At 72.2% G+C, this 13821-nt stretch carries 13 protein-coding genes; 8 read left to right on the top strand and 5 right to left on the bottom strand.

The features are described from left to right. The first annotated feature begins 13 nt into the window (after positions 1-13). From DSC45_RS15020 to DSC45_RS15005, 4 genes are all read left to right on the top strand, one after another. On the top strand, positions 14-1051 hold the full coding sequence (locus DSC45_RS15020) for a heme/hemin ABC transporter substrate-binding protein (RefSeq protein ID WP_119291027.1): 1038 nt from the start codon (positions 14-16) through the stop codon (positions 1049-1051). Between the two features lie 110 nt (positions 1052-1161). Further along, the gene (locus DSC45_RS15015; RefSeq protein WP_119291025.1) at positions 1162-2229 is read left to right on the top strand and encodes a FecCD family ABC transporter permease; all 1068 of its coding nucleotides are present in this window, start codon (positions 1162-1164) and stop codon (positions 2227-2229) included. Further along, positions 2220-3059, top strand: a complete 840-nt coding sequence (locus DSC45_RS15010; RefSeq protein ID WP_119291265.1) for a heme ABC transporter ATP-binding protein — start codon at positions 2220-2222, stop codon at positions 3057-3059. The genes DSC45_RS15015 and DSC45_RS15010 overlap by 10 nt, the downstream gene beginning before the upstream one ends. A 104-nt stretch (positions 3060-3163) precedes the next feature. Next, positions 3164-4153 carry an SCO2278 family lipoprotein gene (locus DSC45_RS15005; protein WP_119291023.1) on the top strand — a complete coding sequence of 330 codons (990 nt, stop codon included), beginning with the start codon at positions 3164-3166 and terminating at the stop codon, positions 4151-4153. A 27-nt stretch (positions 4154-4180) separates the two neighbouring features. Here the strand turns inward: DSC45_RS15005 and DSC45_RS15000 are convergent, their stop codons facing one another. After that, positions 4181-4921, bottom strand: coding sequence for a bifunctional DNA primase/polymerase (locus DSC45_RS15000; protein ID WP_119291021.1), 741 nt, complete (start codon positions 4919-4921; stop codon positions 4181-4183). 165 nt (positions 4922-5086) lie between these two features. Here DSC45_RS15000 and DSC45_RS14995 point away from each other — a divergent pair, with 165 nt between their 5' ends. After that, positions 5087-5911, top strand: a complete 825-nt coding sequence (locus DSC45_RS14995) for a glycerophosphodiester phosphodiesterase (protein ID WP_240434652.1) — start codon at positions 5087-5089, stop codon at positions 5909-5911. A gap of 24 nt (positions 5912-5935) precedes the next feature. On the opposite strand, the gene DSC45_RS14990 is transcribed toward DSC45_RS14995, so the two are convergent. Continuing rightward, on the bottom strand, positions 5936-6568 hold the full coding sequence (locus DSC45_RS14990) for a TetR/AcrR family transcriptional regulator (RefSeq protein WP_119291017.1): 633 nt from the start codon (positions 6566-6568) through the stop codon (positions 5936-5938). A 153-nt stretch (positions 6569-6721) separates the two neighbouring features. Here DSC45_RS14990 and ddaH point away from each other — a divergent pair, with 153 nt between their 5' ends. Beyond that, complete coding sequence (gene ddaH, locus DSC45_RS14985) at positions 6722-7612, top strand: dimethylargininase (RefSeq protein ID WP_346426662.1); 891 nt, start codon at positions 6722-6724, stop codon at positions 7610-7612. Here the strand turns inward: ddaH and DSC45_RS14980 are convergent. Then, positions 7609-8622, bottom strand: a complete 1014-nt coding sequence (locus DSC45_RS14980) for a small ribosomal subunit Rsm22 family protein (protein WP_119291013.1) — start codon at positions 8620-8622, stop codon at positions 7609-7611. The two genes, ddaH and DSC45_RS14980, sit on opposite strands and share 4 nt — an antisense overlap. A 260-nt stretch (positions 8623-8882) precedes the next feature. Between DSC45_RS14980 and DSC45_RS14975 the strand changes: the two genes are divergently transcribed. Beyond that, entirely contained in the window at positions 8883-10202 is a 1320-nt protein-coding gene (locus DSC45_RS14975; protein WP_119291011.1) for a hypothetical protein, read from the top strand. Between the two features lie 34 nt (positions 10203-10236). Here DSC45_RS14975 and DSC45_RS14970 read toward each other — a convergent pair whose 3' ends face one another. Both DSC45_RS14970 and DSC45_RS14965 read right to left on the bottom strand, forming a co-directional pair. Beyond that, positions 10237-11376, bottom strand: a complete 1140-nt coding sequence (locus DSC45_RS14970) for a serine hydrolase domain-containing protein (protein WP_240434638.1) — start codon at positions 11374-11376, stop codon at positions 10237-10239. Further along, on the bottom strand, positions 11331-12554 hold the full coding sequence (locus tag DSC45_RS14965; protein ID WP_240434651.1) for a multidrug effflux MFS transporter: 1224 nt from the start codon (positions 12552-12554) through the stop codon (positions 11331-11333). The genes DSC45_RS14970 and DSC45_RS14965 overlap by 46 nt, the downstream gene beginning before the upstream one ends. 220 nt (positions 12555-12774) lie before the next feature. Between DSC45_RS14965 and DSC45_RS14960 the strand changes: the two genes are divergently transcribed. Continuing rightward, complete coding sequence (locus DSC45_RS14960) at positions 12775-13788, top strand: Gfo/Idh/MocA family protein (RefSeq protein ID WP_119291008.1); 1014 nt, start codon at positions 12775-12777, stop codon at positions 13786-13788. Positions 13789-13821: the final 33 nt, after the last annotated feature.

Here is a 13821-nt window from a genome sequence, read left to right as displayed (position 1 = left end):
ACGGTGGAAACGAGTGGCCGCGCAGCAGTCCTCACGCCGGGCCGGCACCGGACCTCTCCGGTGGGTCGCCCCGGTCGTCGCCCTCTGCCTCGCCCTCGCCGGGTGCGGCGGTTCCGCCGGGGGCGAGGCGTCGCAGAAGTCCGGGAAGCCGAAGGCCGCGGCACCGGTGGACCGGGTGGAGCCGCTGGCCGGGACGCCGAAGCCGAAGCTCCCCGTCACCGTGGAGTCGGCCGACGGCAAGCAGGTCTCGGTGAGGTCCGCCGACCGGATCGTCCCGCTCACCGGCAGCCTCAGCGAGATCGTGTACACGCTCGGACTCGGCGACGGCGTGGTGGCCAGGGACATCACCGCCACCTTCGAACAGGCGAAGAAGCTGCCTCTGGTGACGCGGGCGCACGATGTGTCGGCGGAGGGCGTGCTGTCGCTGCGGCCCACCGTCGTCCTCGCGGACACCAGCACCGGACCGGTCGAGGCGATCGCCCAGATACGCGACGCCGGGATCCCGCTGGTCGTCGTCGAACCGGCCAAGTCCCTCGACGACGTGAGCACCCGCATCACCACGGTCGCCCACGCCCTGGGCGTCGACGCCGCCGGCAAGGCGCTCACCGAACGCACCGAGCAGCGCATCTCCGACGTGCAGAAGGACATCCCCGAGCAGTCGCAGCCGCCGCGCGTGGCGTTCCTGTACCTGCGCGGCTCCGCCTCCGTCTATCTGCTCGGCGGCCGGGAATCCGGGGCGAGTTCACTTCTGGAGGCGGCCGGCGCGGTGGACGCGGGCAAGGAGTCCGGCCTGAAGAAGGACTTCACCGCGATCACCAGCGAGGCCCTCGCCAAGGCGGCACCGGACGCGATCCTGGTGATGAGCAAGGGGCTCGAGTCGGTCGACGGCGTGGACGGCCTCGTCGAGATCCCCGGGGTCGCCCAGACACCGGCCGGCATGGAGAAGCGGGTGGTGTCCGTCGACGACGGCGTGCTGCTCAACTACGGCCCGCGCACGGACCAGGTACTCGCCTCCCTCGTCGAGCAGCTGTACGGCGAGGGGTCCAAGTGACCGCGACTCCGTCCACCGCGCCCGGGCCCGGGACGACACCCGGCACCGGGACGACATCCGGCCCCGGGACGGCATCCGACCCCGAGTCGGCGGTCAAGTCCCCGCCCACAGTGCCCCGTTCGGCCAAGGAGCCCGAGACCCGACCCCGCCGGCGCAGCGCCCCGTACGTCCTCACCGTGCTGCTCGTCGCCGCGCTCGCGCTCGGCGCCCTGCTCTCCGCCGGGATCGGCTCGTACGAGATTCCGCTCGGGGACGTGGTGTCCTCGGTGCAGCACCGGATCGGTCTGGGCGGCGAGTCCCTCGGGCGGGTCGGCGAGAGCGTGCTGTGGAACGTACGGCTGCCGCGGGTGACCCTGGCGGTCCTGGTCGGGGCCTCGCTCGGCTGCGCGGGCGCCCTGATGCAGGGGGTGTTCGGCAATCCGCTGGCCGAGCCGGGCGTGATCGGGATCTCCTCGGGCGCGGCGGTCGGCGCGGTCGGTGCGATCGCGCTCGGTCTGAGCTTCTTCGGCAACTGGACGGTGACGTTCTGCGCGTTCGTCGCGGGGCTGATCACCGTGCTCGTGGTGTATTCGCTGTCCCGGTCGGGAGGCCGGACCGAGGTCGTCACGCTGATCCTGACCGGTATCGCCCTGAACGCCTTCGCGGGCGCGTTGATCGGCCTCTTCCTGTTCTTCGCGGACAACGCGCAGGTCACCCAGATCACGTTCTGGCAGCTCGGCTCGTTGTCGGCGGCCACCTGGCCGAAGGTCCTGGCCGTGCTGCCGTGCGCGCTCGCCGGTCTGCTCGTCGCGCCGTTCTACGCCCGCCGCCTCGATCTGCTCGCGCTCGGCGAACGGCCCGCGCGGCACCTGGGCGTGGACGTGGAGCGGCTGCGGGTCGTCCTGATCCTGGTCGTCGCGCTGCTCACGGCGGCGGCCGTGGCGGTCGCCGGGATCGTCTCGTTCGTCGGCCTGCTCGTGCCTCATCTGCTGCGGATGGCGGCCGGTCCCGGGCACCGCTTCCTGGTGCCGGGCAGCGCCGTCGGTGGCGCACTCGTCCTGGTGGTGGCGGACCTGACGGCCCGTACCGTGGCGGCGCCCGCAGAGCTGCCGCTCGGGGTGCTGACCGCCCTGGTCGGCAGCCCGTTCTTCTTCTTCCTGCTGCGCAGGACCCGCCGCAAGCAAGGAGGCTGGGCGTGATCAAGTCCCTGTTCCCGTCCCGCGTCCGGACGCTGCCGGACCCCGTCGCACCCCGGGAAGTGCTCGCCGCCACCGAGGACTTGGGCGTACGTCTGGGCGGTCGTGAGGTGCTCTGCGATGTGACGGTCGGCGCACGGGCCGGCGAGGTACTCGCCCTGGTCGGTCCGAACGGCGCCGGCAAGTCCACCCTGCTCGCCGCCCTCGCCGCCGACCTGCCCGCGAGCTCCGGTGCCGTACGGGTCAGGGACCGGCCGGCGGACGCCTGGACGGCGGCCGAACTTGCCCTGCACCGGGCCGTGTTGCCGCAGTCCGCCCAACTGTCCTTTCCGTTCCCGGTCCTTGACGTGGTGCGGATGGGCCGCGCCCCGTGGGCCGGTACGCCGCTGGAGGACGAGGACGACGCCGCGGTGACCGAGGCCCTCGAGGCCACCGAGTCCGGCGCCTTCGCCGAACGCCCCTTCTCCGCCCTGTCCGGTGGCGAACGGGCCCGGGTCTCACTGGCCAGGGTGCTCGCCCAACGGACCCCGCTGATCCTGCTCGACGAGCCGACCGCGGCGCTCGACCTGCGCCATCAGGAACTGGTGCTTCGGGTCTGCCGGGAGCGTGCCGCGGCGGGCGACGCCGTCGTGGTCGTCCTGCACGACCTCGGTCTCGCCGCCGCGTACGCGGACCGGGTCACCGTTCTGCAGGACGGTTCGGTGGCCGCGGAGGGCCGGCCGGCCGAGGTGTTCACGGAGGAACTCCTCACCCGTGTCTACCGGCAACCGGTCGAGGTGCTGCCCCATCCGCGTACCGGCGCGGTCCTGATCTTCCCCAAGCGGCCCGCCTGACCGGGGCCCCGGCGCTCCCGCGACGGGGGACCTTCGCGACACGGGCCGCGGCCGTGCCCGGTAGGGTTCCGTCCGTCAAAGGGCCCAAGAGCAGAAGGCGAGCCATGAGCAGGGTGAGTCGGGCGGTGGCGGCGGTGGCATCGGTGACGGTGCTGGCCCTGACCGCCGGTGGGTGCGTGACAGTGCACGGTGAGCGGGAGATCGTCCCGTCGGCGACGAAGGCCGAAGCGGCCCGCGCACTCGAGGACTTCACCGCCGCCTACAACAAGGCGGACAAGAATTTCGACCCGTCGCTCGACGCGGCGCGGGTCGCCGGACCACTGAGCGCCATCAACCAGTCGGGGCTCAAGGCGAAGCGGGCGAGCAACCCGGACGGCAATCCGAACCACTCGCCGCTCGAACTCGACGACGCCAAGTACGTGATCCCCAAGCAGGCGGGCTGGCCCCGCTGGTTCGTCGCCGACACCGACAGCAACCGGGACAAGGACGACGATCCGAAGCAGGACACCCGCTGGGTCCTGGTCTTCACCCGCGGCAGCGCCGAACAGCTGTGGGAGGCCTCGTACTTGACGCTGCTGTCGCCGGACGAGGTGCCCGAGTTCAAGAAGGACTCCGACGGCTGGGCCGAGCCGGTGCCCGCGGACGACGCGAAGCTGGCCGTCCGCCCGGACCGGCTCAGCCGGGGCTACACCGACTACTTGGGCAAGGGCGGCGACACGTTCGCCGCGGGCAGCCACACCACGGGCTGGCGCGACATCCGCGAGAGGAACGCCAAGCGTCCGGGACTTGCCACCCAGTACATCGACCAGCCCGCGACCAACGGCGACTTCGCTCCCGTGGGGCTGCGCACCGAGGACGGCGGGGCGCTGATGTTCTACGCCAGTCGGCACTTCGAGCGGCAGACGGCGGCACGCGGGATGACGCTCAAGCTCGACCCCGAGGTGAAGGCCCTGCTCACCGGCGAGGCGAAGACGTCGGTCACCCTGGAACGGGTGTCGAACCAGGCGGCGCGCGTACCGGCGAAGGGCGCCGACGAGAGCGCGGTCGAGGTACTCAGCCGGATCCAGGGCCTGACGGGCGCGAAGGGCGAGTAGCGCGCGGACGGCCCCCGCCGCCGTGGATCAGCGGCGGGACGGCCAGGCCGCAGCCTCGTCCTCGTCCTCGGGGCTGTCGTGCGCGTCCATGTAGCGGGCGCAGGCGTCCGTCAGCGGTTCGAGCAGGGTGAGCGGATCGGGCAGCGGGTGCTCGAGACCGCGGATCCAGGTGAGTCCGAGGTCACCCGGCAGTCGCGCGGGCGGGACCAGGACGTAGCTGCCGCGGCAGTGCCAGCGCAGACCGGGATGCGCGTCCATGGTCTCGGGGTGGCAGTCCAGTTCGCAGGGCCACCACTCGTCCTCGTCCTCGGGGGTGCCCCGGGTCGCGGTGAAGAACAGCATGCGGTCGCCGCCCGAATCGGCGACGGGGCCGACCTCGATGCCGGCCGCGAGCAGGTTCTCCAGAGCGCTGCTGCCCGCTTCCAGCGGGACGTCCAGCACGTCGTGCACCATGCCGGTCGCGGTGATGAAGTTGGCGTCCGGCTGGTTCCTGGCCCAGCGCTCGATCTGGGAGCGGTCGGTGGTGGACTGGGTCTGCCAGGCGAACGAGACCGGGTGCCGGGCGGGGGTGGGACATCCGATGCGCTCGCAGGAACATCGGTACCCGGCGGGGTACGCGGCCGGCGCGAGCGGCAGTCCGGCTTCCGCCGCGGCGACCAGGAGTTCCTCGCGGTCGTCCTCGACAGCGGCGGGATGGGGACGCCGGGCGCGCAGCCACTGGGAGAGCCTGCTCTGCCCGCCGCCGTTGCGGCCGAACCCTGCGCCCATCTAACCCCTCACCTAGGTGTCGTGCTGTCCATGGTGCCACCATCCTGCGCCCCGGGTGGCCGCAGTCCCCGGTCGGGGTGCCTGGGGTGATGCGTTCCACCGGGTGTCGATGCCGGATAAGTACCGTTTCATCCCCCTACCTTGGCTGGCATGGTGACGCCTTCCATGCCCGCGCTGCTCGTCGCGACCGCGCTCGCGGCGACCGGTGGAACCCTGACCCCGCTGGAGTGGGGCGGCGGCCCGCTCACCGTCGACACCCTGCGCCCGGTCGTCTACACGGCACACCGCGGCGGAGCCCTCGAAGTCCCCGAGAACAGCATGTCCGGCCTGGTCGCCGCCCTGGAGCGGGGCACCGCCCAGGTGCTCGACGTGGACACCAGGATGCTGCGCGACGGCACCCTGGTGGCCATGCACGACGCGACCCTGGACCGTACGACGACCAGCAAGGGGCGGGTGCGCGACCTGACCGCCGCGGACTGGCGCAAGGTACGGCTCAAGCCGGACGCGGATCTGGAGGGACGCTGGCGGCCCGAGCGGCCGCCGACCATCGCCGAGGTGCTCGACCGCTTCGGGGGACGGGCCGTGCTGATGCTCGAGGCGAAGGATCCGGACAGTCTCGACGCCCTCGCGAAGATGCTGAAGAAGCGCGGCCTGGTCCGCTCGGTCCTGGTGAACTCCAACCGCCCCGCGGTCACGGAACGGGCCCACGAACTGGGCCTGATCGCCCAGCTGTGGCGCTCGGCGAAGCAGATGCGGCACGACGAGCCGAAGAAGTGGCGCGGCTTCGTGGACGTGCTCGACGTCGACTACAAGGCCCGCAACGCCGATCTCGTGCGGGCGGCCCGCTCCGGCATCCCGCGGGTCTGGGCGCACACCGTGAACCGGCCCAAGCAGCGGGACCGGGTGCTGCGCCTCGGCTGCAACGGCGTGATCACCAATGCGCCCGGACTGATGTGGCGCACTCCGGTGCGCGAGCGGATCCACGACTGACCCCGCACGGCCGGGCGGCTGCGGTCAGCGCGGTGCCAGACCGTACAGCGCGTACTCGACCACGGAGTCGGCGTACGCGTGACTGAGCGGGCCCGAGCTCTGCAGCCAGCGCTGAGCCAGCGGTGCGACGATCAACTCGAGGGCGATGCGCGGGTCGATGCCGGTGCGCACCTCGCCCGCCTCCTGGGCCGCCTCGAGGCGCTGGACGTAGAGCTGCAGGGACGGTTCGAGGAGGCGCTCGACCACCTGGCGTCCGAGTTCCCGGTCCACCACTCCCTCGGCGGCAAGGGCCCGGGCGGGGAGGTCGTACTTCGGGTCGAGCAGTTCATCGACCGTGGCGCGCAGGACGAACTTGAGGTCGGCCTCCAGGTCGCCGCTGTTGGGCAGGCCGTCGAACCGCTCCACGCCCGGCGGTGCGGCCGCCGCCTCGTTGGCCCGCTCCCCCGCGTCGAGGAAAGCCTCGAGCAGCACCTCGGCCTTGGACGACCACCAGCGGTAGATGGTCTGCTTGCCCACGCCGGCCCGGGCGGCGATCCCCTCGATCGTCGTCCGGCGGTAGCCGACCTCGCCGATGAGCGAGAGGGCGGCCTCGTAGATCGCGCGGCGCGAGCGTTCGCTGCGGCGCGAGGCGTCAGGGGCGGTCGTTCGAGTGGCCATGGTCCGAATGTAGCAGCGCCATGAGGCGAGACGTATCGTCTCACTGCGGAGCGGTGCCGGGACTAGCCGACGGTCAACTTCCCGCGAACGGCGGCAGATCGGCCGGAAAACAACCCGTTCGCCACCGGGCGCCGCGGCGCTCCAGGGCGGACCATGGGCACCACACGACCCGACAACCGTGAGGAGCCCTCTTTGCCTCGTCACGCCACGGCCGCCCCATCCCGGCGACCGGACCGCGGCGCCACACCCCGGCGCTATCTCATGTGCCCACCCGCGCACTTCCGCGTCACGTACTCCATCAACCCCTGGATGGATCCGGCCAAGCCCGTCGACGTACCGCTCGCCGTCGCACAGTGGGAGGACCTCAGGGACCGCTACCGGGCGCTCGGCCACACCGTCGAGGAGCTCACTCCCCGCCCCGGACTGCCGGACATGGTCTTCGCGGCGAACGGCGCCACGGTGATCGGCGGCCGGGTGCTCGGCGCCCGCTTCGCCCATCCGGAACGCGCCGCGGAGGCCGCCGAGCACCTCGACTGGTTCCGCGGACGCGGCTACGAGCGGGTCGTGGAACCGGACCACATCAACGAGGGCGAGGGCGACTTCGCCGTCACCGCCTCCTGGATCCTGGCCGGTCGCGGCTTCCGCGCCAGCCCGCTGTCGCACGGTGAGGCCCAGGAGTTCTTCGGCCGGCCGGTGCTCGGGCTCGACCTGGTGGATCCCCGCTACTACCACCTGGACACCGCGCTCGCGGTCCTCGACGACGCCCGCGACGAGGTCATGTACTACCCGGGCGCCTTCTCCCCCGGCAGCCGCGAAGTCCTGCGGCGGCTCTTTCCCGACGCACTGATCGCGACCGAGGCGGACGCGACCGCGTTCGGCCTGAACGCGGTCTCCGACGGCCGGAACGTGCTGCTCCCGCAGAGCGCGACCGGTCTCTTCGAGCCGCTGCGGGAGCGCGGATTCGAGCCGGTCGGGATGGATCTGGGCGAGCTGCTCAAGGGCGGCGGCAGCGTGAAGTGCTGCACCCAGGAGCTGCGGATCTAGGGCTTGTCGTACGGATCGGTGTGGGGCGGCGGCCATGCGTCGCCCCATTCCGCGTCGCGGGCCGCCTTGTAGCGGGCACCGTGCCGCTTGGTGACCGTCTCGCGGCGCAGGCCCTCGTCGGCGGTGCACAGGTCGAGCAGCACCTGGCCCTTGCGGATCTGCGGTTTGCGGGTGATCCGGGACGGCACGGGCACCGCGTCGGGCCGTACGGCCGCGACGTAGCTGAACTTCTCGTCCTCGTACGGCAGGGAGCCGCCCTTGACCCGGCGGTGCAACGAGGATCGGCTGACCCGGGCGGAGAAGTGGCACCAGTCGGTGCCCGGCTCGATGGGGCAGGCGGCGCTGTGCGGGCAGGGGGCGGCGATACGCAGACCCGCCGCGAGCAGCCGGTCGCGGGCCTCGATGATGCGGCCGTAGCCCTCCGGGGTGCCCGGTTCCACGACGACGATGGCGTCCGTCGCGGATCGTGCGGCGGTCTCCACGACGCTGCGGCGGTCGTCCTCGGCGAGCTCCCCGAGTACGTAGGAGATGGTGACGAGAGCAGTGCTCTCGACGTGGAGCGCTGCTCCGATCCGGGAGCGCCGCCAGCTCGCCCCGTCCAGGAGGCCGTTGGCCGACGCGAGTTCGCGGCCCAGGTCGAGGGCCGGCTCCGCCCAGTCGAGGACGGTGACGGGCCGCGGCGCGGGCCAGGTCGCGCCGACCGCCCAGGTGGCCGCGCCGGTTCCGCCGCCGATGTCGGTGTGGCTCTCCGGCGCCCAGTCGGCGGGCAGAGCCGCGGCGAGCGCGTCGAGGGCGGACCGTACGGCCTCGAAGGTCGCGGGCATCCGGTACGCGGCGTAGGCGGCGACGTCGGAGCGGTCCCGGAGCACGGGGGCGTCGGTCGGGGTACGGCCCCGGTAGTTGGCGATCAGCCGGTCGACGGCACGGGCCGCCTGGCTCGGCGGCAGTCCGTCGAGCAGCTCGGCGAGGGCGGTACGCAGGGCGTCCGCCGGCGAATGGGGCGCGTTCACCGGGAAAGCCTACTGGCGGCCGGAGGCCGTGCGGACCGGGAGCCTCCGGGGGCTCCGGACGAAGCGCCTCCGGCCGCCCGGCGGTGCCCGCCCCGAGCCGTTCCCGTCCGGTCACCGCGTCTTCACCGGGAGCCGACCGGCCTGGTGCCGAACGGTGACACGGGAACGGCTACGCACTCGAACGGCGTTGCTACGCTGGCGCTCGTCCGCGGCCACCACGGCCGTCGGCACGCCGAAGACTTTCGTGCGCAGGGGGATCAGTGGGACAGAAGATCGTGCGAACGGCACTCGTCGCGGGTGTCGTCGTTCTCGCACTACTGCTTCTGCTCGCGACCTGTGGTGGCGGCAAGGGTGACGACAAGAAGGACGACAAGCCCAAGAAGCCGCCCAGGAAGAGCCAGGGCCCGGCGACCAAGCTCGGTGTGCCGTCCGCGTACACCACCTCCAAGGGCTGGGAGATCACCGGGCTGACCTCCGAGTACGCACTGGCCAAGGACCTCGGCCGGATCGCGTTCCTCGAGCGGGCGGACGAGACGCGGTTCCGGATCAGGACGGTCGACGCGGCCACCGGCAAGCCGCGGTGGCGCAGCGACGCCTGGCGTCCGCTGAGCGACAAGCCCGGCGAGTATCCGCACCTGCTCTCGCTCACCAAGGACGACCGCGAGTACTTCGTCACCTGGTCGTACGGCAAGACCGCCGAGGACCCGCTGACCGAGGCCGACCGGCTGATTTCCCTCGACGTCTACGACGCCCGGGACGGATCGCGCCAGCGGATCGAGCTGCCGTGGTCCGTGTCCCCGACGGTCTCGGGCGCGGGCCCCGGCATCCTGATCGGCAAGGGCACCACCCGCGCCGCCGTCGTCGACCCGGTGACCGGACGCGTCACCAACGTGGAGGGCAAGGACCTCAAGTACCCGAAGGGCTGCAAGAACTGCAAGCGGCTCACCGAGGTCGTCGGGTACACGGACAAGGGCGTACTGGTCAGCGGCGCCGGGGAGTTCTGGGTGCAGGGCGGCTGGCACGCGCGCAAGACGGCACCGAAGGGCACCGACCCCGGAACCGGCACCGTGACCACCGCGGCCGGCGAGTACGTCCTGGCCAAGTGGGACAAGAAGCGCGGGTCCAAGGGCGCCGGGGAGAAGGACGTCTGGGCGGTGCACGACGCGGACAACGGCAAGACCGTCGCCACGGTCGAGTGCCGCAAGCCCGCGATCGTGCCCGGCCGCTACCCGGACGCGACGATGTCGGCCGAGGGCCGCTACCTGGTCGCCGGCAACCTCGCCTTCGATCTGGAGGAGAAGAAGGGGCACTGCTTCGAGGAGGACGAGGGCGCCAAGCCCCTCGCCCTCACCACGGTCACCGACGAGGGCCTGGCCTACGGAGCGACCGGAGCCCGCAGCCCGCAGGACGCCCTGAAGGGCGGCGGCACCCCGGTCGAGGTGCAGATCTCCACGGGTGAGCCGCAGGCGCTCTCGCCCAGCCTGCGGCTGCCCAGCTTCGACCTCGCGGGCATCGGCCTCTTCCAGTACACCGACGGCAAGGACGTGCCCCACCTGCTCGGGTACCGCCGGGCGGGCTGAGCTCCGCCGGAGGCGCGGTGCTGCGGGGACGCGGTCAGCGCACCGCCCGTCTCAGCCGGGTCGCGGCGGCCGCGCGGGGCGCGCTGTCCGGTGGCCTGCGGCGCGGGTGCACCGTGTTGGCGAGCAGCACCAGGAAGGTGTCGGTGGCGCGGTCGACGACCAGGCTCGTACCCGTGAATCCGCAGTGCCCGGCCGCGCCGCTGCCCGCCAGCTCCCCCATGAACCACGGCTGGTCGACCCGGAACCCGAGCCCCGGCTCGCGCAGCATCAGATCGACGAAGTCCGGGCCGAGTATGCGCGCGGGACCGTACGCCCCGCCGCCGAGCAGGGCGCGGCAGAACACCGCCAGATCGTGGCCGGTGGAGAAGAGTCCCGCGTGTCCGGCGACACCGCCGAGCGCGTAGGCGTTCTCGTCGTGCACCCGGCCGCGGACCATGCCGCGGTCGAGTTTGGCGAGCGGGCGGCGCTGGTCCTCGGTGGCCGCGGCGAACGGACAGGGGCCGAAGCCGGTCTGAGTCATACCGAGCGGCCGGGTGATGCCCTCGCGGATCAGCACGTCCAGACGGCGGCCGGTGATCCGCTCGAGCAGATGCTGGGCGAGCAGCATGTTCAGGTCCGAGTAGAGATACGTTCCGCCCTCGGCCACCGGTTCTTCGCGGCGTAGTGCGGCGATCCGCGCGGCGTCGTCCGGCAGGTCGTACAGCGGGAGTTCGGGGCGCAGGCCGGAGGTGTGGGTGAGCAGCCGGCGCACGGTGATGCCGTGCTCGACCGCCGCGGTGAAATCGGGCAGGTAGGCGCCGATCAGGGTGTCGATGCCGAGTGTGCCGCGCTCGATCTGCTGCAGCACGGCGACCGAGGTGAAGAGTTTGGTGAGCGAGGCGAGGTCGAAGGGGGTGCCGAGCGCCGTCGGAACCCGGCGCTCCAGGGGCAGCTCGCGGTCACCGGACGCGTACCGCACGGCCCAGCCGACGGCCTCGTGCACGGCGAGGACCGGGCCGCGTCCGGCGACGACGACCGCACCCGAGCACCAGTGCTCGGTCAGGGCGCGCACCTCGCGGACGAGCAGCCGCAGTTCCTCGGGGTCGAGCCCGGCCCGCTCCGGGGAGCCGGGGCGCAGCCGTGGTGGGCTCAGTGCTCCGCTCCCTCCGTGCGCGAGGCCTGCCAGGGGCGGCACAGTCCGACGAAGCAGCCGACGGACACCAAGGCGCAGCTCAGCTGGACGACGGCCATCGGAACGGCCGTGTTCTCACCGGCGATCCCCACCAGCGGCGAGGCGATCGCACCGATCAGGAACTGGGAGGTGCCGAGCAGCGCGGAGGCGGATCCCGCGGCGTTCGGCGTGCGCATCAGGGCCTGTGTGTTGGTGTTCGGCATCGCGAGGCCCATCGAGGACATCAGCACGAACAGGGCGGTGGCCACCGGCAGCAGCCCGACCTCGCCGAACACTCCGGTCGTCATCAGGAGCAGGGCGAACGCGGCGAGCGTGGTGACGCCGAGGCCGACGCCGAGCGCCTTGTCGAGGCTGACCCGGCCGACCAGGAGCCGGCCGTTGATCTGCCCGACGGCGATCAGGCCGATCGAGTTCACGCCGAAGAGGATGCTGAACATCTGCGGCGAGGCGCCGTAGATCTCCTGGACCACGAACGGCGACGCCGACACGTAGGAGAACAGCGTGGCGAAGGCGAAGCCCCCCGCGAGCAGGTAGCCGGAGAAGACCCGGTCGGCGAGCAGTGAGCGCATGGTGCGCAGGGCCTGGCCGACGCCGCCGTCGTGCCGCCGCTCGGGCGCCAGCGTCTCGGGGAGTTTCCGCCAGACGACGAAGGTGAGCAGCACTCCGATCGCGGTGAGGACGACGAAGATGCCCCGCCAGTCGGTGAACTGCAGCACCTGTCCTCCGATGACCGGCGCCACGACGGGCGCCACTCCGGAGATCAGCATCAGCGTGGAGAAGAACCGTGCCATGTCCACGCCGTCGTAGAGGTCACGGACCACGGCGCGGGCGATCACGATGCCAGCCGCTCCGGCGAGGCCCTGCAACAGGCGGAAGGCGACGAGGAGTTCGACGGTGGGGGCGAACGCGCAGATGGCGGTCGCGGCGATGTAGACGAGCAGTCCGATGAGCAGCGGCCGTCGGCGGCCCCACTTGTCGCTCATCGGTCCGACCACGAGCTGGCCGAGCGCCATGCCGGCGAGGCAGGCGGTGAGGGTGAGCTGGACGGTGGCGGCAGGCGCGGAGAACGCGTCGGCGACCTGCGGCAGGGCCGCCAGGTACATGTCCATGGACAGCGGCGGTACGGCGGTGAGCCCGCCCAGCACCAGGGTCACCAGGAGCCCCGTGGTGCGGCCGGGGATCGACGGGCGCCGGGTGTCCGCGACGGCCGCCTCGAGAGGTGGCTCGGCGAGTGATGGCTCGGGAAGGGGTGGTGTCTGTGATTGCTCCGGCGTGCTCCCTGCGGAACGTCTGCCTACCGCCGCCACGTCTGCTTCCCCTCCCGGATTGTCGTACCGCTCCCTATGCTCTCAGCTTGCAGGTTGTGGTCGAGACCATTTATCAGGACAGGCGGGGATCGGGATGGCGGAACGCGGTACGGAGCGCGCGGCGGCGGAGCGGGTGCGGTGGGGGGTTCTCGCGACCGGGTCGATGGCCGCCCGCTTCACCTCCGACCTGCTCGACATGCCGTCGGACGCCGAGGTGGTCGCGGTCGCCTCCCGCAACGAGGCGTCCGCGAAGGCCTTCGCGGACCGCTTCGGCATCGAGCGGGCGTACGGGGACTGGGCGTCGCTCGCCGCGGACGACGGCGTCGACGTGGTGTACGTGGCCACCCCGCACTCGGCGCACCGCGAGGCGGCGGGCCTGTGTCTCGAGGCGGGCCGGCCGGTGCTGTGCGAGAAGGCCTTCACGGTGAACGCGCGGGAGGCGGGCGAGCTGGTCACCCTCGCTCGGGAACGCGGCACCTTCCTGATGGAGGCCATGTGGATGTACTGCAACCCGCTGATCCGGCGGGCACTCGACCTGGTCGCGGACGGGGCGATCGGTGACGTGCGGACCGTGCAGGCGGACTTCGGTCTCGCCGGTCCCTTCCCGCCCTCGCACCGGCTGCGGGATCCCGCGCAGGGCGGTGGCGCGCTGCTCGACCTCGGGGTGTATCCGGTGTCGTTCGCGCAGCTGTTCCTCGGGGAGCCGTCGGATGTGACGGCGCGAGCGGTGCTCTCCGACGAGGGTGTGGATCTGCAGACGGGGATGCTGCTCTCCTTCGGCGGTGGCGCGCAGGCGGTGCTGCACTGCTCACTGACCGGGGCCACCGGGGTCGGCGGGTCGGTGACGGGTTCGCAGGGACGGATCGATCTGCCGGACGGGTTCTTCAGCCCCGGCCGTTTCGTCCTGCACCGCCCCGGCCGCGATCCGGAGGTGTTCCACGCGCAGGGGCCCCGGGACACGCTGCGGCACGAGGCGGCCGAGGTGATGCGCTGCCTGCGCGCGGGTGAGAGCGAGTCGCCGCTCGTGCCGCTGGACGGCACGCTCGCGGTGATGCGGACGCTCGATGCGGTACGTGACCGCATCGGCGTCCGCTATCCCGGCGAGTGAGGGACGGCCCCCGGGCCCGCCGAATGCCCAGCC

Origin of the sequence: Streptomyces sp. YIM 130001 (genome assembly GCF_003574445.1) — a bacterium.
In the GTDB taxonomy this organism is placed as follows: domain Bacteria; phylum Actinomycetota; class Actinomycetes; order Streptomycetales; family Streptomycetaceae; genus Streptomyces.
This window is presented reverse-complemented; position numbering and strand designations above follow the sequence as displayed.